Here is a 20,653-nt window from a genome sequence, read left to right on the forward strand (position 1 = left end):
ACCGATCACCGCGCTGGCGGCGAGGTCCGGTCAGTCCGAGGCATGCAGCAGCCGGCCGGACTCGTCCACGACGGACACCGCAATCGGGATGCCCTCGCGGATGCTGGCGGAGACGACGCAGAAGTCCTCGAACAGGGTCTTGCAGCGCTCGAAGCGCTGATTGCCGGCGAGCGCGTCGTCGATGATGAGCTTGACCTCCAGCCCACCGATGCGCAGGCGCTTACGCTCGTTGCGGATCAGGGTGCAGGTGGCCTCCGCGCGCAGGCTTCGGTCCGGCGGCTCCTCCCTGCTGAGGCAGTAGAGCAGACTCGCGGACAGGCAGTTGGCGGCCGCCGCCGCAAGCAGCCGAGAGGCATTGGGGCCGCCGGTCTCGCCGAGCGGCGGCGGCTCGTCCGTGAGCAGGTCCGCGGCGCGCTTCCAATCGAAGCGCACGTTGATCTGGTAGCCCTCCTGCTGCTCCAGGTGGATGGTAAAGCGGCCTTCTTCTGACATAGTCTCTGCGAATGCCTCCTGTGGAGTGGAGCCGCGCTGCCGGCGACCTGGCTGTGGTGCGCCAGCACGCAGCGGGCGCAGGGATGGGTCACAGCGACTGCGGCGGCGCGGGTCAGCCGTCACCGCCGCCCGCCATGCGCCGGCGGTGGCTCGGGTTCTTCGGGTCGCGGCGGCGGCGTGCGGCGGCCGCCCTGGGACCGCCGCCACCGCTGTGTCGGCGCCAGTCGCCGTGGGCAAGGTGCGCACGGTCCCGGCGCGGACCGCGATACAGGTAGACCCAGGCGCTGCCGTGCGCGGTGGGGATCACGCGCCGATCATACAGCCGCGGATAGTCCTCCAGCCGATCCAGCCGGCGCAGGCCTGCTGCATCCACGCCGTAGACCTCGCCCAGCACCGCCGTGTCGCCGCCGGCCACCAGTCCCGGATAGGCACCGAGCACCAGCAGCGTGAACCTGGGCTCGGTGCGGTGCGGGCCGAGAAAGCGCGCATCTCGCAGCAGGTGGTGGTTCACCTCACCACCCAAAAGCGTGCCGTAGACGAAGACGCGGTGCTCCATGCCCGACCCCACCGGCGTTGACTGCGCGGCGCCGTCAGGGCTCGATACGGCTGCCCAGCACCTCCAGGAACTGGCGCATCCATTGCGGGTGTGCCGGCCAGGCGGGCGCCGTCACCAGGGTGCCGTGGGTGTGGGCGTTGTCGAAGGTTGTGGCCACCTCGTGCCAGCTGCCGCCGGCCATCTCGATATCCGGCTGCAGCGCCGGGTACGCCGTGCAGGTGGCACCCTCCAGCACGCCGGCCGCCACCAGGATCTGCTGCCCGTGACAGATGGACGCGATGGGCTTGGCGGCCGCCGAGAAGTGGCGCACCATCTCGATGACCCGCGCGTTCAGGCGCAGGTACTCCGGCGCGCGGCCGCCGGGGATCACCAGCGCGTCGTACTGCGCCGGGTCCACCTCGGCGAAGCTCGCGTTGAGTGTGAAGTTGTGACCGGGCTTCTCGCTGTAAGTCTGGTCGCCCTCGAAGTCGTGCACGGCGGTGCGCACCTGCTCGCCGGCCGCCTTGTCCGGGCAGACGGCGTGTACCCGATGCCCGACCATGGTCAGGATCTGGAACGGCACCATCACCTCGTAGTCTTCGACGTAGTCCCCCACCAGCATCAGAATCTGCTTGGCAGCCATCGTCTGCACCTCCAACTCGTTTGGGTGAGTCAAGGAAGCGGGCCGAGGCCCGCGAGCACCCGCGGTCCGGCGCGCAGGCGCCGGGGACTATACCAGAGCCGCAGCACGCCGCATGCCCATGTCAGACCGCCCTGCCCGACCGCCCGGCGATCCAGCACCGCAACCGCCGCGCGGGCGCGGCACCGGCGCGAATCCCGACAGCCGATACAGCGAGCACACCCGCGAGGGCGTGGACGACGGCTGGTGGCAGGAGGCCCCGGAGAGCGACCCGCGCACCGAGCTCGGCATCGACACCAGCCGCAGCATCATCAGCCGCAACGACTCGCCGGACATCCCCTTCGACCGCAGCGTCAACCCCTACCGCGGCTGCGAGCACGGCTGCATCTACTGCTACGCCAGACCCACGCATGCCTGGCTCGGCCTGTCGCCGGGGCTCGACTTCGAGCGCCGCCTGTTCCACAAGCCGGACGCCGCGGCGCAGCTGCGCCGGGCGCTGGCGGCGCCCGGCTACCGGCCGGCGACCCTGGTGCTCGGCGCCAACACCGACCCGTATCAGCCCATCGAGCGCCGCCTCGGCAGCACCCGCGCCATCCTGGACGTGCTGCTGGAGGCCCGCCACCCGGTGGCCATCACCACCAAGTCGGCGCTGGTGCTGCGGGACCTGCCGCTGCTGCGGGCACTGGCGGCGCTGGACCTGGTGGCGGTGCAGATGTCCGTCACCACCCTGGACCCGGCGCTGGCGCGCCGCCTGGAGCCGCGCGCCGCGTCACCGCAACGGCGGCTGCAGGCGGTGGCGGCGCTCGCCGCCGCCGGCATCCCCACGGGCGTGCTGGTCTCGCCGCTGATCCCGGGGCTCACGGACCACGACATGGAGCGCATCGTCGCCGCGGCGGCACAGGCCGGCGCCGTGCGCGCGGGCGCCCTGCTCATTCGCCTGCCGCTGGAGCTGAAGGACCTGTTCCGCGACTGGCTCCACGCGCACTATCCGGACCGTGCGGAGAAGGTGCTGTCGCTGATCCGCCAATGCCGTGGCGGCGCGCTCAACGCCCCCGCCTTCGGCGAGCGCATGACGGGCACGGGACCGGTGGCGGCGCTGCTGCAGCAACGCTTTCGCCTGGCGCTGCGCCGGCACGGTCTGGCGCGACAGGACAGCGGCTGGCAGCTCTGCGCCGACGCCTTTCGCCCGCCGGCGGCGGACCCGCGGCAATTGTCGTTGTGGGATTGAGCCCGGCCGGCCCGGAGCGGCCATAGCATGGGCTAAATTCTTCTGCTTCCTGATTCATACTCAACATGTCCGGCATGCTCGAACCCGACAATGCCCTGCTGTGCCACTGCCGCAACGGCCTGTCAGCGGCCTCGGACATGCTTGCGCCCATGCTGCGCCGCCACGGCATCCTACTCCGCGGCGGCGGCTACAACCTGCGCTTCAAGACCAAGATGCAGCAGCTGTGCTGCGAGGCGCTGGACGACCCCACGGCCGACCCGCACCGCTTCTGGCCATCGCAGAACGGTGGCATCTACCTGGCGGTGATGCGCTGGAACGCCGAGCACTGCACCGTGCATTTCTACGAGGAGCCAGACCCCACCGACGAGCAGCGGCTGCTCGCGACCCTCACCGAGCGCGAGATCGAGGTGCTGCGCTGGATGTCCCTCGGCAAGACCAACGCCGCCATCGGCGGCATCCTCGGCCTATCCGAGGGCACGGTGCGCAAGCACGTGCAGAACCTGCTGGCCAAGCTGCATCGGGAGAACCGCGTCGCGGCGGTCGCGCTCTACAACAACACCTGGGCGCGGTATGCGAATCAGTGAATCGTTGCATCGCGGGCCATGCGTTTGGCCCCCACCCAATCGTCATCGGCAATCGAATCAGTGAGCAGGGAGCCCCTGCAGTATGGATCAGCAACGCCTGCGGCGACGCATCAGAAGCGTGAGGCCGAGGCCGAAAAGGCCCGGTAGCATCACGTTCGGCACCGGCACCGCAGTCGAAATGCCGAACCGGTGAGCGCTCAGGGAAGACGCTGGAATGCTGCTCCAGCTGGACCCGCCATTGGTGCTTCGCATGGTCGTATCGGACTGCGAGAAGCCAATCCCCCATCCGCCCGGGGCCTGCACGCTGCTGTCGGTGGTGTAACCCCAGGAGAGCAGACTGCCCGCAATGGCGTGTAATGCCAGGTAGTAGGTGGAGTTTGCGGCCAAAGTAAACCCATCGTCACTGAAAAAGGCCACGTCCTGAAAGGTCTCGCCGCCGTCCAGCGTAGGGGTGTTGTCGAATGTCAGCAATAGGGTGTCCGGACTGCTGCCCGCGTCGCTCCAGATCGACGCCTGGAAGGTGGTCTGCGACGTGCCAGAGTTGCCGAGGCCAAGTGTTGCGCCTGTGAGCACATAGTCGCTGCCATCGGTCGTGAAGCTGTTTGCCAAGTAGGAGTCCGGCGTGGCCGAGGTGAAGGCCCAGCTCCCGGCATTGCTATTCGCCAAGTTGCTGACTTGGAAAGCGGCCTGGATTGGGAAGGCTGCCAAGGCACAGACAGCGACCGCCGCACCTTGTAAGCGGGACAAGACTGCGGCCTGCGGCAGCATCTCGGAGAGCGACTTCGGCATTCGTGCCATCACCTTACCTCATCGTCAGGGAAAATTTGTAGGACGGCAGAGGCTACAGACGAAGAAGTTCTGGGCAAATACGCCAAAGCGCGTAGCTGACGATGGCGCTCCCGTGGGCGGATACCCGCTGAGCCGATCCGGGGAAAGCGCTCCACCGCCCCCATCGCACAGGTTCACGGCGCCGGCACATCCTTCGGTGTGACTTACTTGGGCAGGAGGAAAGAGGGGTGAGTGCGGCCTGCAAGGACCTGCTGGTGCTTGAGTTTGCGGCCCGTCGCGGAGTCAGCAGGTACGGGGACAGTGTACTAAATTGACCCAGTTCCCGTAACAGCTTACTTAATTGTGCTTTGCGTTGCCGAGCAGGTCGAGGGTGCGCTTGTCTCGTGGTGGGGGCTTTGCCCTAGGCTTCTTCCCCTTCAGGGACCGGTTGGGTTGCCGCTCCAGGGATGCCACGAAGTCGCCAGAACCGAGGGGGCGACCGGTGCTGGAGCGGCCACGCATGAGCTCGTTGACGCTGTCATCCTCAGCCTCGCCGATGAAAGCCACCCAGTTGGGCACCAAGTCCGAGCGCGGTCGAACAGAGACCTAGGCCTAATCGCCCGCGGCCAAGTGGTCTGGTACCTGGAGCGCGAGCCGCGGGCGGTCAGCGCCGTGCTGCATCGCCTGCTGCGGGTCATCGAGGGCCATCTGCGCCAGGGCAGCGGCTCCGGCGCGCTGTCTCCGGCTCATGCTGCGCTGATGGGACCGGGCCTCGGCTGGTTGAGTCGCGGCCCCTGACCTACCCCAATTGCGGCGCGGACATGCGCCTGGCTTCAGCCACGAAACGGGCACGGCTCTCCCGCGCCTGTGGGAATTGCTCCCGGAGCGGCCGAGTGGAACTCGGCGCCCCCAGGGCTGCGGCGCACACGTGGGGACCGGTCCCGGAGCGGCCGAGTGGAACTCGGCGCCCCCAGGTGCGCTGCGCATGCGGGGATCGATCCCAGAGCTGCGAGGGCCTGAGCGACGTGGGGAGGGCTGAGCCCAGCGGGTGCTCGGGCGCGGGCTCGGGCTCGTCGGAGGCCGGTCCGGCGCGGGGTCAGCCCCCGGCCACCCGCTCGCAGAGTTGTCGGAACAGCTGCGCGCGGGCGGCGGAGCTGGACTGCCGGGCGACCTCCAGGCCGCGGGCGCCCATGGCCTCGCGGCGGGTGTCGTCCAGCAGCAGGCCGGTGATGGCCCCGGCCACGGCGCCCACGTCCTCGCCGTCCACATTGAGACCTGTCTCGCCGTGGCGCACCGCCTCCACCACGCCGCCGGCGCGGCCTGCCACAACGGCCTTGCCGCAGGCGTTGGCCTCCAGGAACACCAGGCCGAAGCCCTCGGTGTCGTGGTTGGCGAGCTCGCGGTTGGGCATTACGAACAGGTCGCAGAGCTGGTAGTGCGCCACCAGCTCGTCGTGCGGCACACGGCCGGCGAAGATCACCTGCTCGCCGACGCCGTACTCTGCCACCAATGCCTCCAGCTCCGTGCGGTAGTCGCCGGTGCCGACGATGAGATACCGCGCGTCCGGGCACTGTGCGAGGACCTGCGGCAGGGCGCGGATGGTGGTGTCGATGCCCTTGCGCTCCACCAGCCGGCCCACGGTGAGCAGCACGCGCTTGCCGGCGAGACCGTAGCGCTCCAGCAGGTCCTGCGACTTCGGCCCCGGCTGGAAGCGCTCCGCATCCACCCCGTTGACGATGAGCTCGATCCGCTCCGGCGCCACGCCCATTTTGTCGATGAGGGTGCGGCGGGTGAACTCGCTCACGGCCACCACGGCATCCGCATTGTGCAGGTATTGCCGGCGCCGGCGCCCGAACAGCCGGTACGGCACCTCCGTGGTGATCTCTTCGCCGTGGATGTAATTGATGTACGGGATGCCGAGCATGCGCTTCAGCAGCAGCCCGAGCCAGGAGCCGGAGCTCAGCTCGCACACGCAGACGACATCGATCCCCTCGCGGCGGATCATACTGACGGCCTTGCGCAGCACCTTGAGCTTAAGCGGCAGGTCCACCCAGAGCTGAAGCCAGGCGGAGTGGAGCAGAGACTTCGGACTCACCGCCGGCGGGCGCAGCAGCTCGATGCGCTCGATGGGGAAGCCGGCCTGGGCGTCGTACTCGCGCCAGCCGGTGACCTCCTCGCCGCTCAGGTAATGCCGCCAGGGCGCGAGCACGTGCATGGTGCCCGCGGGGGCGAACTGGCACAGACTCTCGTAGACGACGGCGGAGCCGCCGTTGATGGGCGGGAAGATGTTGGCGACCAGCAGGCACTTCATCGTGCACCAGGCTCCGGGTCGGCGTGGGGCGAATGGGGCTCGCCGCCAGGGATGATTCGGGGCCGGTTCTTCACGATGAATGGTGTGTGTCGGGGGACTGCGGGCATTCTGACCCTGCACCGGCGTCGCGTCTACCCGCGACGCGCCGTCGGCAGCGCCCGCATGGGCTCGCACCCGCCGGCGGGGCCGGCACGCAGCCTGGGGCGTACCGGCGCGGGCTCCGGCTCAGGCGCCGAGGAATCGGGCCAGCTCCTCCTCGCACGCCCCCTCGATCGTGTTGAACCAGTCCGCAGCGGCGTATTGCGGCCAGCGTTCCGGCATCGGCGGCTTCAGCAACGCCGCACAGGCATCGCCGGGCACCTCGCCAGCGTTGAGGCCGAAGCGCTCGAACGCCGGCCGCAGCGTGCCGGCGCAGTCACGCATCAGGTCCTCGTAGGCGATACCCACGTCCGCATACTGCTGCCCGAACAGGTAAGAGAGCCGCCACAGCAGGTAATGCACCGCGTAGGCATGCTCGTGCTGAGTGGGGTCCACGCACGGGAATACCCGGCGCAGATCCCGTGCCCAGGCGAGGGTGTAGAAATAGTCCTCCGACTCGTCCGCAGTGAGGCGATGCCCCGGCGGCGCGCCGGCTGAGCTGCGCTGCACCGACAGCCACTGCTCGCGCGGATTGCGGTAGAGCCAAAGCACATCGGCATTTGGGAACACGCGCCGCAGCCACGGCAAGCGGAAATCCAGCCGGTTGCATTGCAGCACCGGGCGCTCGGGCGCACGGGCGATGAGCTCGGCCAGGTAGCGGGCCAGGCGACGGTCGCAGCTGTGCGCGTCCATGTAGAGGTCGCGGTACGTCCATTCGGCATCGAACCACTGCCCGAGGTCCGCCATGCCGGCGTACTCGGCACCGTAGCGCTCGGCATTGACGTGGGTCGGGTCTGTACGGTCCGCATCCGCGCCGCCGCTGAACCAGCGGCGCTCGTTCAGCGGCTCGTAGAAGGCGGTCAGGCCGCGGGTGTGCCGGAAGATATTCCACAGCAGCGTGGAGCCGGAGCGGAACCGGGCGGTGACGAAGAGCGGCCGGGCGCCGTCGCTGCGGGCCGGAGCCGGCGCGTCGGCGCCCTCTCCTTGGCCGGCGCAGCCATAGCGCGCCGGCGGCGGTGCATAGGCGAGTCCGGCGGGGCGCAGCGCATGCTGACCGCAGAAGAGCTCCCGGTTCGCCTCGCGCCAGGTCCGGTTGAACCGGTAGGAGCGGGCAAGGGTGTCGAGCACGCGCGCCGAGAGCCGCCGCAGCGGCGCCGAGAGTGCCGCGCCGGCACGGCTCACGGCAGCCACCGCGGGCCGCGCCGGCCGGCGCCGCTGTTCGCTCTGCCCACCGGACGTGCTCAGAAGGCGGCGACGAAGGCGGCGATGAAGTCGTCCAACGCCGCCTCCGGCAGGTGGTTGATGCCCGCCGCCGCCTTGCGCCCGCCGCCGGTGTCGAACTGCCGGCACAGGGCGTCGGCGCCGTCGCGGGTGGTGAGCGGTGCCCGCACGCTGACCACGAAGCCGCCGTCGGCGCGCCGGGTCAGCATGGCATGCGCTCGCTCCGGCGCCGCCTGGGCCAGGGCGTTGGCGTAAACACCCCCGACCCGGCGCGCCCAGGGCTCCGCCGGCAGCATCACCTGCGTGTGCCGCGGCCCAGGCTGCAGCAGCGCCGCCGCCTCGGCACGGGCCATGTCTTCCCGGTAGCCGTCGCGCAGCCGTCGGAAGGCCGGGTCTTCCCGCGCGAACGCGAGTGGGTCGGCATAGGGCGCCAGGGCGCGGAACAGCTCAGCCGGCGGGTAGTGCAGATCCTCCACGGTGGCCCCGTAGCCGTTGTAGTTGATGAGGATGCCGAGCTCGCGCAGCAGCGCAAGATCGGCGTCCGGCAGCTCCAGGGGCGCAGACGCGCGTGCCGCCGCTTCGTCGAAGTTGTCGCCGTAGGTGCCCACCACGGCCCAGGCGCGATGGGCGCCGCCCAGGTATTCGTCCACCAGCAGGCTGGTGCCCTTGTCGGGAAGGGTCTCGATGTGGACCTCCAGCCCCGGGTGCTCGGGAATCTCACCGGCAAAGTGATGGTCGAACCAGCGCAGCGTGGCACCGCGCTCCAGCAACGCCAGACAGGCGTCGCGATTCTTGTCGAAGGAGACATCGAGCACGGTGACGACATCGCCGGCCGTCGCCTCCACCCGCTGCACCAGCGCGATGTCGCGCTTCACTCCGGTGACGAGCACGGAGTCGCGCGGCTCGGCGAGATGCAACTGCTGCAATGCACAGATGCCGTCGGCATCGCCGTTGAAGACATCGTATACGGGCATGGAGGCTCCCTTGAGTGTCGCACATGGGCCTGCGGGGCGCGCAGGTTACCTGCGCGGGTGTCAAAAGGCGAATGGAGCCGATCCTCGGCGCCGCCGCCGGCAGCACGGGCAAGCACCGCCGCCATTGGACGCAGCCGGCACGCCATGCCTATACTTTACCGTTTGTGTCTGGGCAGCGACCCGCGGGACGGCGCGAGCACCCGGCTCACCCACCCCCGCCGCCATCTTGCAGCCCCCATATAGTGCGCACCACCAGTCCCGCGGAGCGAGCCATGGCCGCCGATGCGCGCGCCGATGCGCGACAAGACCTGCTGAATCTCGACCAGCGCGGCTGCGAGGCCCTGGCGCAGGCATTCGGCTGCAAGCCTTTCCACGGGCGCAACCTGTTCAAGTGGATGCACAAGCATGGCGTCGACGACTTCGATGCCATGACGGACCTGCCGAAGGCGTTCCGGGCCCGGCTCGCCGCCGAAACCCACATCCCAAGGCTGCCGGTGGCGGCCGAGAAGCCCTCCGCCGACGGCACCGTCAAATGGCTGCTTCAGCTGCCCGAGGGCCAGCGGGTGGAGACGGTGTTCATCCCAGAGGAGCGGCGGACCACGCTGTGCGTGTCCTCCCAGGTGGGCTGCGCGCTGGACTGCGCCTTCTGCGCCACGGCGCGCCAGGGCTTCAACCGCAACCTGAGCACCGCCGAGATCATCGCCCAGGTCCGCCACGCCGTGCGCCGCATCGGCCGGCCGCCGAGCAACATCGTGCTGATGGGCATGGGCGAGCCGCTGGCCAACTTCGACGCCGTCGTCACCGCCACGGACATCATGCGCGACGACCTGGCCTACATGCTCTCCAAGTACCGGGTGACCCTGTCCACCTCGGGCATTGTGCCGAACATCTACCGCCTGGCGGAGGTCAGCGACATCGCCCTCGCCGTGTCCCTGCATGCACCGGACAACGCGCTGCGCGACGAGCTGGTGCCCATCAACCGCAAGTATCCGCTGGAGGAGCTGATCCCAGCCTGCCGCGCCTACCTGCGCGGCGATGCGCGCCGGCGCATCACCTGGGAGTACGTCATGCTCGATGGCGTGAACGACAGCATCGCGCAGGCCAAGGCGCTGATCCGGCTGCTGGAAGGCACGCCGTCCAAGGTGAACCTGATCCCGTTCAACCCCTTCCCCGGCAGCGGCTTCGACACCAGCCCGCCGGAGCGGGTGGACGCCTTCCGCCAGCGGCTGCTGCGCGCCGGCCTGGTGGCCACCACCCGCAAGACCCGGGGCGACGAGATCGCTGCCGCCTGCGGTCAGCTGGTGGGCCGGGTACAGGATCGCCGCAGACGGCCCGCAGTGGCCCCGCAGGCAGTGGCGCTGCGGCCATGAGCACGCATCCCGCCGCGCGCCGCGCCGTCATCGCCGCGCTCGTCGCCGGCGCCATGGTCCTCGCCGGCTGCGGCGGCGCCCAGGCCAAGCGGGAGGCCGCCGGACTCGACCCGGAGGGCAGCCCGGCGGACATCTACGTCAACATGGCCGCCGCCTACTACCAGCGCGGCCAGCTGGACTCGGCCCTGGATCGCGGCCTGCGGGCCCTGGAGGAGGACAAGCGCAACGCCGACGCACACTATGTGCTGGCCATCGTCTACCAGCGCCTGGGCAAGCGCGTGGAAGCCGAGCGCCACTTCGAGGAGGCCCTGCGCCTGGACCCGGACAACCCGGAGTACCTCAACGCCCGCGGCACCATCCTCTGCACCCAGGGCCGCTATGACGCTGCCATCGAGCAGTTCGATGCCGCGGCGGCGAACCGCCTGTACGCGACACCGGAAGTGGCGCTGATGAACGCCTCCGACTGCTCACGCCGGGCGGGCCGCGGCACCGAGGCCGAGCGCTACCTGCGGGAGGCGTTGTCGCGCAACGCCAATTACCCGCCCGCCCTGCTCGCCATGGCCAGGCTCAATTTCGACCGCGGCGACTACCCCAGCGCCCGCCAGTACATGGGCCGCTACGGCCGGGTCGGCAGGGCCTCGCCCGATGCACTGCTGCTGGCGCATCGCATCGAGGCCAAGCTGGGCAATGCTGCCGCCGCCAAGGCCCTCGGCGATGCGTTGCGGCGCCAGTATCCGGATGCACCCGAGGTCATGGAGCTCTGAGCACAGCGCCCCGCCGACGCCACCCCGTCCCGAGTCCGGCCGACCCGACACCTGAGCCACCCGATCACCCGACACGCCCAGCGAGATCATGTCCGAGCGACTGCAAGCCATCCGCGGCATGCACGACGTGCTGCCGGACCGCGCCCCTGTCTGGCAGCACCTGGAAGACCGCGCCCGCACCGTCGTCGAGGGCTACGGCTACCGCGAGATGCGCACGCCGCTGCTGGAGCCCGTGGAGCTCTTCAAACGCTCCATCGGCGAAGTCACCGATATCGTAGAGAAGGAGATGTACGCCTTCGAGGACCGCGGCGGCGATCGGCTCGCGCTGCGCCCGGAGGGCACCGCGAGCTGCGTGCGCGCCGCCATCGAGCACGCGCTGCTGGACCAGCCCCAGCGCATCTGGTACCGCGGCCCAATGTTCCGGCGCGAGCGCCCGCAGCGCGGGCGCTACCGGCAGTTCCACCAGATCGGGGTGGAGGCGTTCGGCCTTGCCGGCCCGGACATCGATCTGGAGATCATCGCCATGACGCGGCGGCTGTGGCAGGCGCTGGGCCTCACGGACCTGCGCCTGGAGCTGAACAGCCTCGGCGACAGCGCCGAGCGCGGGCGCTATCGCACCGACCTGGTGGCACATCTGCGCGCCCATGCGGACCGGCTGGACGACGACAGCCGCCGCCGCCTGGACACCAACCCGCTGCGGGTGCTGGACAGCAAGAACCCGGACCTGGCCCCGGTCATCGCCGCCGCCCCGAGCCTGCTCGACTATCTGGGCGAGGCGAGCCGCGCCCACTTCGACGGGCTCTGCGCCGGCCTGGACGCGGCCGGCATCGCCTACCAGATCAACCCGCGACTGGTCCGGGGCCTGGACTATTACAATCGCACCGTCTTCGAGTGGATCACCGATGCCCTCGGCGCCCAGGGCACGGTCTGCGCCGGTGGGCGTTACGATGGCCTGGTGGCCCAGCTCGGCGGTCGCGACACGCCCGCCGTGGGCTTTGCGCTGGGCATCGAGCGGCTGCTGGACCTCATCGACACCAGCGCCGTCGCCACCGGACCCGATGCCTATCTGGTGGCCCTCGGCGACGCCGCCGCCGCCGCGGCGCCCGGCCTTGCCGAGCGGCTGCGCGACGCAGTGCCGGGGCTGAAGCTGCTCGTCCACTGCGGCGGCGGCAGCTTCAAGAGCCAGTTCAAGAAGGCAGACAAGAGCGGCGCCCGGGTGGCGCTGATCCTGGGCGACGACGAGGCGGCCCAGGGCACAGTCTCCGTCAAGCCCCTGCGCGGCGGCGGCGAGCAGCGCACCCTGAGCTTCGAAGAGGCGGTGGCGACGCTGCGCGACGCCGACCCGGCGCACTGACGCAGCAGAGCGCCCGCGGCGGCCTGCGGCAGCACCTGAGAAGACTCTCGATCCAAGACCAACGAGCACATTTCCCACGACGGAGCAGTCATGGCAGAGCTGGACACTGACGAAGAAAAAGTCGAAGCCATCAAGCGCTGGTGGAAGGCCAACGGCGTCGCCGTCATCGGCGGCGTGGTCATCGGCCTCGGCGTCGTCATCGGTTGGCGCAGCTGGGTGGAATACCGCACCAACCTCGCGCAGCGCGGCAGCATCGCCTTCGAGCAGCTGCTGATCACCGCCCAGGCCGGCGACACGGCATCGGCACAGAAGCAGGTGGACGGCATCGTCGACGACTTTGGCTCGACGCCTTACGCCATGTTCGCGGAGCTCACCCGCGCACGCCTGGCACTCGCCGACGGCGACCCCGCCGGTGCGGAGACCGCCCTGCGCGCGGCCATGGACCTCGCACCGGACCCGGCGCTCGCGAGCCTGGCAGCGCTCAGGCTGGCGCAGGTCCAGCTCGACCGCGGCGAGCTCGCCGCCGCCGCCGACACTGTGAAGCGCCACGGCGACGCGACCGCCTTCGCCGGCGACTTCGCCGCCCTGCGCGGCGACATCGCCGCCGCCGAGGGTCGGCTCCAAGACGCCCGCGCCGCCTACCAGACCGCGCTGGATGCCGGTGCCGGCAACGCCCGGCTCATCGAGCTCAAGCTTCAGGACCTGCCGCCGGACGAGACGTCATGAGCCGCAGGCAAGCAGCACCGCGAGCCCTCAGTCGGCTGCGCCTGACCGCCGTGTGTGCGGCGGCGGCTGTGCTGCTGCTGGGCGGCTGTGCCCGCCTGCCCTTCCTCGGCGGCGAGCGCGATCCCACCCCGCCCACCGCGCTCGACAAGAAGATGACACAGCGAGCGACGCCGCGGCTGCTGTGGAAGACGCGCATCGGCAAGGGCACCGACGAGCGCCAGTTGCGCCTCAAGCCCGCGGTGTCCGGCGGCCGGGTCTACGCCGCCGATGCCCGCGGCGTGGTGGCCGCCCTCTCGGCGGGCGACGGCCGGGTGATCTGGGAGCGCAAGACCCGCTTTCCGTTCAGCGGCGGCCCGGACGTGCGCGGTGAGACCCTGGTGGTGGGCTCCACGGACGGCGACCTGGTAGCTTTGTCCACACGCAATGGCGCACAGCTCTGGCGCGCGCAGCTGGACAGCGAAGTGGTCTCCGTGCCGCGCATCATCGGCGACCTGGTGCTGGTGCACACCGTGGACGATACCCTCTACGCCTTCGGCGTCGCCGACGGTGCCGAGCGCTGGCGCTACGGCTTCCCCACGCCCGTGCTGACGCTGCATGGCACGAGCTCGCCGGTGCCCACCGCCGAGGGCGCCATCATCGGCGTCTCCGGCGGCCGGCTGGTGCACGTGGAGCTGGAGCGCGGCCTGCCGCTGTGGGAGACCATCATCACCCCGCCGCGGGGGCGCAGCGAGCTGGACCGCATCGCCGATGTGGACGCCGACCCAGTGGTGGTGGCCGACACCGCCTATGTCGCCACCTACAACGGCGACCTGGCCGCGGTGGACGTCGCCACCGGCACCGTCCTCTGGCGCCGTGAGCTTTCCGCCCATGCGGGGCTCAGCGCCGACGAGACGGCGCTCTACATCACCGACTCCGAGGACAACCTCTGGGCGGCAGACCCGGCGGACGGCGCCGGCCTGTGGCGCCAGGAGGGGCTGCGCTGGCGGCGGGTCACGGCACCTGCCCTGCTCGGCAGCTTCCTGGCGGTGGCGGATCTGGAGGGCTATGTGCACCTGCTCTCCCGCCGCGACGGCGCCCTGCTCGGCTTCGAGCGCGTCACCAAGGCCCGCATCGGCCACCGCCCGGTGGTGGACGGCGGCGTCGCCTATGTCTACGCCAACGACGGCACCGTCGCAGCGCTGCGGCCCAGCACCACGGCAGCCAGCGGCGGCGGCGCCGCCGCCGTGCGTGCGCCCGAGCTGCAAACGGACGAGCTCCCCGAGCTGCCGCCGGGTATCACGCCGGGCGCAGCGCCCATGCCCGCGACACCGCCCCCGGCATCAGCGCCTCCGGCATCGGCATCCCCGCCGCCGGCGGACGCCGTCGTGCCCGCACCGGACGGCGCCCCGGCGCCCTGAGGCGGCGGAGGGGACGAGACGCAGATGCTGCCGGTCATCGCATTGGTGGGGCGGCCCAACGTCGGCAAGTCCACGCTCTTCAATCGCCTCACCCGCACCCGAGACGCCCTGGTGGCGGACTTCCCGGGCCTCACCCGCGACCGCCAATACGGCATCGGCAGGGTGGGCCCGCGCCGCTACGTGGTGGTGGACACCGGCGGCATCAGCGGCGGCGACGGCGTCGAGGCGCTGATGGAGCGGCAGGTGCAGCAGGCCATCGCCGAGGCAGACCATCTGCTGTTCCTGCTCGACGCCCGCGACGGCGTCACCGCAGGCGACCTGGACATCGCCGCCGCCCTGCGCCGCACCGGCAAGCCGCTGACACCGGTGGTGAACAAGATCGACCACCTGGCAGAGGCCCTGGCCGCGGCGGAGTTCCACAGCCTGGGCCTCGGCGACCCCTGGCTCATCGCCGCTGCCCAGGGGCGTGGTGTCGGGGCGCTCATGGAACAGGTCTGCGCCGCGCTGCCCGAGGCCGCGGCAGAGACCGCAGCAGACGCCGAGGACCGCGTCCGCGTTGCCGTCGTCGGGCGCCCGAACGCCGGCAAATCCACGCTCATCAACCGCATCCTCGGCGAAGAGCGGGTGGTGGCCTTCGACAGCCCCGGCACCACCCGCGACAGCGTTTCCATCCCCTTCGACGTGGGGGAGCATCGCTACACCCTCATCGACACCGCCGGCGTGCGGCGCCGTGCCCGGGTCGCGGACGCGGTGGAGAAGTTCAGCGTCATCAAGACGCTGCAGGCCATCGATGCCTGCCATGTGGCGCTCCTGGTGCTGGACGCCCGGCTCGGCATCGGCGAGCAGGACGCCACCCTCGCCGGCCACATCGTCGAGGCGGGCCGCGCCCTGGTGGTGGCGGTCAACAAGTGGGATGGGCTGGATGCCGAGCAGCGCCAGCGCATCAAGGACGACTACCAACGCCGGCTGGGCTTCCTGGACTTCGCCGAGGTGCACCGGATTTCGGCGCTGCACGGCACCGGCGTGGGACTGCTGCTCGAGGCCGCCGATGCCGCCTACGCCAACGCCATGCGCGACCTGTCCACCCCGCTGCTGACGCGCCTGCTGGAAGACGCCGTGCAGGCGCACCAGCCGCCGCTGGTGCGCGGGCGGCGCATCAAGCTGCGTTATGCCCATCAGGGCGGTCGCAACCCGCCCGTCATCGTCATCCACGGCAATCAGACCGACGCGCTCCCGGCGGCCTATCGCCGCTACCTGGTGAACCGCTTCCGCAGCGCACTGGACCTTGCCGGCACGCCGCTGCGCCTGGAGCTGCGCGCCGGCGATAACCCCTACGCGGGCAAGCACAATCGCCTGACGCCACGCCAGGCCCGCAAGCGCCAGCGGCTCAAGGACTTCGTGCGCCGCAAGCGCTGAGCGCCACGGCCGCCCGCTCTGCCCGGCTGGGCCGTCTCCCGGCAGCAGGTCTGCGCTTACCGCCCTCAGCCCGTTTCCTAGACAGGCGCGTCAAGGATTCCTAATCGGAACTAGCAGCCGCGGCCCTGTCGGTCACCGGCGGACAGGCACATATTGGTGATAGGTCCAGAGCGTCCGCGTCCTGTCCAGCGCAGCGCGGGCCACAGCCAGGCGACGATGCCATGCACAGACTTCTCATCATCGGCCACAGCCCGCTGTTCGCCGCGGGTATCCGCCGCATCGCCAAGGATGCCGGGCTTGCCGTCTCCGAAGTGGTCCAAGCGTACCCTGAGGATGAGGCGCACCTGCCCGCGGCGGACCGCTTCGATGCCGCCGTGGTGGCCGTGGCGGCACCCGACGATGCCGGCACCGCCGCAATCGGCGCCCTCGCGCGACTGCCGGATGGCCCACCGGTGCTGGCGCTTTCCGCGCCCTGCGAGAGCGTCTACGGCGTGCGGCTGCTGCGGCTCGGCGCCCGCAGCGTCATTGCGGCCCAAGCCTCGCCCCAGGAGATTGCCGCCGCGCTGTCGCGGACCCTGGCGGGTCGGCGTCACGTGAGCGCCGCGCTGGCCGACCACCTGGCGGCGCACCTCGCCGCCGCTGCCGCACCCGCGCAGATGCGTCTGCGCGACGCGCTGGCATCGGATGCACAACTACGTCTCGTACAGCTGCTGGCGCTCGGCAAGCCCATGGGGGTCATCTGCGACCTGCTGCGCCTGAGCGCCGAGGACGCCCACGCCGAGCGCCGTGACATCCTGCGCCGCACCGGCGCGGCCGACGAGCAGGAGCTCAAGCGCCGCGTCTTCGAGCAGCGGCTGGTGCCGGACCGGCGCGGTCGCGGCGCGGCGTCTGGCCACACGCACCCGGCAGAGCACCGCCTCTCCCAACCCTGGTCCCACGGCGCATCGGGCGCGTCGGCCCAAGGCGCAAGCGCCTGAGCACCCCTTAGGACGGGTCAGCGACAGCGTAAACCGACAATCAACTGGGTCGGGGATACGCTGCGCTGGACCGATCTGCACGACAGGCTTGCCCCGTCTCGTGCGCGCCGCATCAGCGCGTGGAGACGTGGTCGACGGAGACACCGATCCGCCCGTAGAGGGTAGGCCCGTCGCTGTCGGCGGCATCGCTGTCCGAGGTCGCAGGCGCCCGCGATGGGCCATCTGCGGCGCACGCGCCGAGCAGCGCGAGCCACAGCAGCAGCGCGACCCGGAGGGCGCGGGGAGCCAGGGCTCTTCGCCGGTCGTCGCGCGGGTGTGGCGATGTCTGCATGCTGTTGTCCTCGGATCAGGTGAGTTAAGCACCCCGGCACCGGCCGGGACGCCGTCAGCGCGTCGCTGTCGCAGCATCGCGACGCAGCGACAGCCGATAGACATGCTCCACGAGGCGGTCGAGCCCACGCTCAGCAAAGCGCGGATTCTCGGCCAGCGCATCAAAGGCCGCCACGGTCCGGATGTCGAAGGCGTCCGCGAACAGGGCCTGCACTTCGGCTTGCGTCACGGCGAAGGGCGGGCCCTGCATCTGCGCTTGCGCATAGTCGAGCGTGATGAGCAGCGACTCGGGCGACTGCGCCGTGGCTCCGGCACCGCGCAACAGCGCCGTCAGATGGGCGGCATAGGCCGGGCGCAGCTCCGGCGGCAGCGCAATGAGCGCGGCACGGTCATAAACCGCGTCGATGCCTGCGCCATCCGCCGCCTTGAGGTGCTCGGGCGTGAGCGCGAAGAAATCCCCCACCAGCAACACCAGCTCATCCAGTGCCCAGCGCTCGAAGGGCGCGGGTGACAGGTCCGTGACCTGCGGTTTGAGGCCGTTCTCGCGGAAGAAATCCCGGGCGGCAATGGGGCTCAGCTCAACACCCAGCACCCGGTGACCGCGGCCGGCGAGCCAGAGCAGGTCCTGACTCTTCCCGCACAGGGGGACGAGCACGCGACTCGCGGCGGACAGGCCAAGTATCGGCCAATGCTCGGTGAGATGGCGATTGAAGGTCTCGCTGTGCCAGCCGATCTCGCCGCGCTGCCAGCGCTGGTGCCAGAACTCGGGTGTCATGTACTGCTCCGGCGGCGGTGACTCAGTCGGTGCCGAGCTTGCGGAAGCGCAGGAAATAATTGGTGCGGAGCTCGAGCGGCTCGTCCAGATAGACGAATCCTGCCCCCTGCACCTCCTTGATGACCTCGTCCCGCCCGGCGCGCACATGGCCCATGACCCAGGGGCTGCTGAAGCCCGGCTGGCGACGGAAGTCCACGATGGCCAGCACGCCCCCCGGCTTCAGCGCCGTGTGGATGGAGCTCAGCATGCTGCGCGGATAGGCGAAGTGGTGGTAGGTGTCGGCGAGGAACACCAAATCCACGCTGCCGGGCGGCAGCTCTGTGCTGCGCTCCTGGTTGACGATGGGCACCACGTTGTCCACGTGATAGTCCCTGGCGCGGGCCTCGATGGCGTCGATGAAGGCGGGAGAGATGTCCACCGCGTAGACGACACCATCGGCGCCCACGGCGCGGGCGAACAGCATGGTATAGAGCCCGGTGCCCGCGCCCACGTCCGCCACCCGCATACCCGGCGTGAGGCCCAGGGCCGCCACCACCTGGAAACGGCGGTCGAATACCTCGCGACCGCTGCTCTCGAAGATGCTCCGCCACTGCGCCACATCGGCGTCCAGGTAGTGCGCGTTCATGCTCCGCGGCACGGCCCGGGCCTCGTCCTGCACGGGTGCATCCACCACGGCAAAGGACCAGGGCGCGCAAAGCAACGCCGCGAGCGCGATCCACCGGCAGCGGCGGCACAGACGCCCTGAGATCCGCGTGGGTTGATTGACGGAAGATTGGAAGCGCATGAGTTGGGGGGTCGGGCGGCGTGCAGTCCTGCCGGCGGGCGGAGGCTGCAGCGGTGGTCGGGCGGCCTGTCGGAGCCTCTTCCTGCGGCGGGTTGCGCGTCAGTTCAGGCGCTCGATGATACGCGCCACATAACGCTGCGTCTCTGCATAGGGAGGGATGCCGCCGTGTCGCTCCACGGCACCCTCCCCGGCGTTGTAGGCCGCGAGCACCAGAGGCAAGTCACCGTCGAAGTGGCCGATCAGCCAGCGCAGATAGGCCATGCCACCGCGGATGTTCTGCTCTGCATCCCAGACGTCGTGCACGCCGAAGCGCTCGGCGGTTGCGGGGATCAGCTGCATCAGCCCCTGGGCATTCTTCGGCGAGCGTGCACGGGGGTCGAAATTGGATTCCGCTTCGATCACCGCCAGTACCAGATTGGCATTCAGCCGGTACTCCGGCGCCAACCGCCGCACCATCTGCGCGACCCGACCCCGGGCCGGATGCTCCCGGGTGATGGCCACAGGCCAGGTTCCGCCGCCCCCCCCCAGGCTGCGCAGCGGCTGCACCACGCCGCCGTCGGCATCGGCGCGACCGCCGTTTGACAGCAGGCAGACCGCGTCCTGGCGCGGCTTGCCCTGCGGCCCGAGCCGGGCCAGCATGCGCTTGGCATGCGCGTCGCCCTGCTGGGCGGCGCGATGCAGCCAGGCCGCCGCCAGCGCGTCATCGCGCTCGCCGGCACGGCCCATGGCGTAGATCCAGCCGAGATGATACTGCGCGGCGGCATCGCCCCGGGCGGCCGCCTTGCAGTAGAGTCGGATGGCGTGGTCGATGTTACGGTCCACGCCTTCACCGTGCTCGAAGCGTCGGCCCCAGCGCGAGAGCTCACGGGGGTTCTGGCCCTTCACGACGCTTTCGAAGGAGGCGGCCGCGGCGAGCGGTGCGTGCCCGGCAGTCACCGCCGCCAGCAGCAGGCCGGCCGTGACGGCCCGCGGCGAGAGCCCCTTCAGCCCGGGGCGCGACACGACGGGAGCGGAGCGCATGCGGTGGTCCGTGTGATTCCGGCGTTCGACGGTCGGTCGGTGGGATGCGGCGTCGGCTCGCGTGCGCTCATGCGCTGCGGCACGCCGATACGGGCGGCCTGATTGCCGCAGCTTCAATACGTTAACGAGGAGCCCATGATACCCCCTCAAGCGTCGTTGCACACGGGGCGTCTGATACTGACGCCGGAAGATCCGCTGCAAGCCGCCGACGAGGCGACGATCGTCCCGGCACTCAAGGCACTCGGGCTGCTTGGCCCAGCGCGCCCGGTGGCGGACGGCCAGGCGTTCAGCGCCGGGAACGCCCTCGGCGAGGTCATCGGCTTCACCGGCTGTGCGGTCCAGTTCGCGGCCCCGCATCAAGGCGCGGAGAGCGCCGGTCCCTGGATTCGGATTCCATCCACCGCGCGGCAGCCCCGCCTGCTGTTCGGGCGCAACACCCGGCCGCCGCGCTGCCCGGCCTGCGCTGCGCCGCTGCGCGACTGGCGCGGGCAACTGCCGCCGAGCGCCCCGATGGAGGCGCAGCCGCCGGGGTGCGACGCCACCTTGCCCCTTCAGTGCGGCACCTGCGGGGCAGGTGCGCCCGCCTATCGCTGGCGCTGGGGGCGACACGCCGGCGCCGGATGCAGCCTGGTATCGGTGGAGGAGGTGTTCCCGGGCGAGGCGGCCCCCCTGCCGGCGCTGCTGACGGCGCTCGCTGGGCTCGGCGCCGGGCCTTGGGGGTACTTCTTCGTGCAGGACTGAGCCGGGCAGTGAGCCTAGCGCAGCAGGCGGGATGAAGCCTGCGCCCGCAGTGGACGGCGGGCGCAGGCTCGATGCGCAGGCTGGAGAGGACGATCTTCTGCCGGCAAG

Annotated in this window: 22 protein-coding genes; 10 read left to right on the plus strand and 12 right to left on the minus strand. The window is 70.6% G+C overall.

All coding sequences use genetic code 11. From position 1 onward, the window contains the following. Positions 1–30 precede the first annotated feature (30 nt). From QZ607_RS15215 to QZ607_RS15225, 3 genes are all read right to left on the minus strand, one after another. Positions 31–492 carry an OsmC family protein gene (locus QZ607_RS15215; RefSeq protein WP_295884274.1) on the minus strand — a complete coding sequence of 154 codons (462 nt, stop codon included), beginning with the start codon at positions 490–492 and terminating at the stop codon, positions 31–33. Positions 493–604: 112 nt separating this feature from the next. Next, entirely contained in the window at positions 605–1,048 is a 444-nt protein-coding gene (locus tag QZ607_RS15220) for a gamma-glutamylcyclotransferase (protein ID WP_295884276.1), read from the minus strand. A gap of 34 nt (positions 1,049–1,082) precedes the next feature. Beyond that, the gene (locus QZ607_RS15225; RefSeq protein WP_295884279.1) at positions 1,083–1,670 is read right to left on the minus strand and encodes a DJ-1/PfpI family protein; all 588 of its coding nucleotides are present in this window, start codon (positions 1,668–1,670) and stop codon (positions 1,083–1,085) included. A gap of 118 nt (positions 1,671–1,788) precedes the next feature. Between QZ607_RS15225 and QZ607_RS15230 the strand changes: the two genes are divergently transcribed. Together QZ607_RS15230 and QZ607_RS15235 are read left to right on the plus strand one after the other, a co-directional pair. Beyond that, entirely contained in the window at positions 1,789–2,895 is a 1,107-nt protein-coding gene (locus QZ607_RS15230) for a PA0069 family radical SAM protein (protein WP_295884281.1), read from the plus strand. A 65-nt stretch (positions 2,896–2,960) separates the two neighbouring features. After that, the gene (locus QZ607_RS15235; RefSeq protein ID WP_295884284.1) at positions 2,961–3,479 is read left to right on the plus strand and encodes a response regulator transcription factor; all 519 of its coding nucleotides are present in this window, start codon (positions 2,961–2,963) and stop codon (positions 3,477–3,479) included. Positions 3,480–3,566: 87 nt separating this feature from the next. Here QZ607_RS15235 and QZ607_RS15240 read toward each other — a convergent pair whose 3' ends face one another. The 5 genes from QZ607_RS15240 to QZ607_RS15260 form a co-directional block, all read right to left on the minus strand. Next, the gene (locus QZ607_RS15240) at positions 3,567–4,268 is read right to left on the minus strand and encodes a choice-of-anchor R domain-containing protein (protein WP_295884287.1); all 702 of its coding nucleotides are present in this window, start codon (positions 4,266–4,268) and stop codon (positions 3,567–3,569) included. Between the two features lie 591 nt (positions 4,269–4,859). Further along, entirely contained in the window at positions 4,860–4,997 is a 138-nt protein-coding gene (locus QZ607_RS15245) for a hypothetical protein (RefSeq protein WP_295884288.1), read from the minus strand. Positions 4,998–5,343: 346 nt separating this feature from the next. Further along, on the minus strand, positions 5,344–6,558 hold the full coding sequence (locus QZ607_RS15250) for a glycosyltransferase family 4 protein (RefSeq protein WP_295884290.1): 1,215 nt from the start codon (positions 6,556–6,558) through the stop codon (positions 5,344–5,346). A 225-nt stretch (positions 6,559–6,783) separates the two neighbouring features. Beyond that, positions 6,784–7,878, minus strand: a complete 1,095-nt coding sequence (locus QZ607_RS15255) for a sulfotransferase (protein WP_295884292.1) — start codon at positions 7,876–7,878, stop codon at positions 6,784–6,786. Between the two features lie 59 nt (positions 7,879–7,937). Then, positions 7,938–8,891, minus strand: coding sequence for an acetyltransferase (locus QZ607_RS15260; protein WP_295884294.1), 954 nt, complete (start codon positions 8,889–8,891; stop codon positions 7,938–7,940). A 272-nt stretch (positions 8,892–9,163) separates the two neighbouring features. On the opposite strand from QZ607_RS15260, the gene rlmN reads away from it, so the two are divergent. From rlmN to QZ607_RS15295, 7 genes are all read left to right on the plus strand, one after another. Then, entirely contained in the window at positions 9,164–10,261 is a 1,098-nt protein-coding gene (gene rlmN, locus QZ607_RS15265) for a 23S rRNA (adenine(2503)-C(2))-methyltransferase RlmN (protein WP_295884295.1), read from the plus strand. Continuing rightward, complete coding sequence (gene pilW, locus QZ607_RS15270) at positions 10,258–11,025, plus strand: type IV pilus biogenesis/stability protein PilW (RefSeq protein ID WP_295884296.1); 768 nt, start codon at positions 10,258–10,260, stop codon at positions 11,023–11,025. Before rlmN ends, pilW begins: the two co-directional genes overlap by 4 nt. An 88-nt stretch (positions 11,026–11,113) precedes the next feature. Beyond that, entirely contained in the window at positions 11,114–12,379 is a 1,266-nt protein-coding gene (hisS, locus tag QZ607_RS15275) for a histidine--tRNA ligase (RefSeq protein ID WP_295884306.1), read from the plus strand. A 90-nt stretch (positions 12,380–12,469) separates the two neighbouring features. Continuing rightward, positions 12,470–13,105: a tetratricopeptide repeat protein gene (locus QZ607_RS15280; RefSeq protein WP_295884307.1), complete on the plus strand. Its 636-nt coding sequence runs from the start codon at positions 12,470–12,472 to the stop codon at positions 13,103–13,105. Further along, complete coding sequence (gene bamB, locus QZ607_RS15285; RefSeq protein ID WP_295884308.1) at positions 13,102–14,502, plus strand: outer membrane protein assembly factor BamB; 1,401 nt, start codon at positions 13,102–13,104, stop codon at positions 14,500–14,502. The genes QZ607_RS15280 and bamB overlap by 4 nt, the downstream gene beginning before the upstream one ends. A gap of 24 nt (positions 14,503–14,526) precedes the next feature. Continuing rightward, complete coding sequence (gene der / locus QZ607_RS15290; RefSeq protein ID WP_295884309.1) at positions 14,527–15,918, plus strand: ribosome biogenesis GTPase Der; 1,392 nt, start codon at positions 14,527–14,529, stop codon at positions 15,916–15,918. 221 nt (positions 15,919–16,139) lie between these two features. Beyond that, positions 16,140–16,895, plus strand: coding sequence for a hypothetical protein (locus QZ607_RS15295; RefSeq protein WP_295884311.1), 756 nt, complete (start codon positions 16,140–16,142; stop codon positions 16,893–16,895). Positions 16,896–17,007: 112 nt separating this feature from the next. Here QZ607_RS15295 and QZ607_RS15300 read toward each other — a convergent pair whose 3' ends face one another. From QZ607_RS15300 to QZ607_RS15315, 4 genes are all read right to left on the minus strand, one after another. Then, the gene (locus QZ607_RS15300) at positions 17,008–17,226 is read right to left on the minus strand and encodes a hypothetical protein (RefSeq protein ID WP_295884312.1); all 219 of its coding nucleotides are present in this window, start codon (positions 17,224–17,226) and stop codon (positions 17,008–17,010) included. A 54-nt stretch (positions 17,227–17,280) separates the two neighbouring features. After that, on the minus strand, positions 17,281–18,000 hold the full coding sequence (locus tag QZ607_RS15305) for a thiopurine S-methyltransferase (RefSeq protein WP_295884314.1): 720 nt from the start codon (positions 17,998–18,000) through the stop codon (positions 17,281–17,283). A gap of 22 nt (positions 18,001–18,022) precedes the next feature. Beyond that, positions 18,023–18,673, minus strand: coding sequence for a class I SAM-dependent methyltransferase (locus QZ607_RS15310; RefSeq protein ID WP_295884316.1), 651 nt, complete (start codon positions 18,671–18,673; stop codon positions 18,023–18,025). A 210-nt stretch (positions 18,674–18,883) separates the two neighbouring features. Then, positions 18,884–19,804 carry a transglycosylase SLT domain-containing protein gene (locus QZ607_RS15315; protein WP_295884318.1) on the minus strand — a complete coding sequence of 307 codons (921 nt, stop codon included), beginning with the start codon at positions 19,802–19,804 and terminating at the stop codon, positions 18,884–18,886. A gap of 135 nt (positions 19,805–19,939) precedes the next feature. On the opposite strand from QZ607_RS15315, the gene QZ607_RS15320 reads away from it, so the two are divergent. Beyond that, positions 19,940–20,545, plus strand: coding sequence for a hypothetical protein (locus tag QZ607_RS15320; protein ID WP_295884320.1), 606 nt, complete (start codon positions 19,940–19,942; stop codon positions 20,543–20,545). The last annotated feature ends 108 nt before the right edge of the window (positions 20,546–20,653 follow it).

This window comes from uncultured Thiohalocapsa sp. (assembly GCF_913063425.1).
Classification (GTDB): Bacteria; Pseudomonadota; Gammaproteobacteria; order Chromatiales; family Chromatiaceae; genus Thiohalocapsa.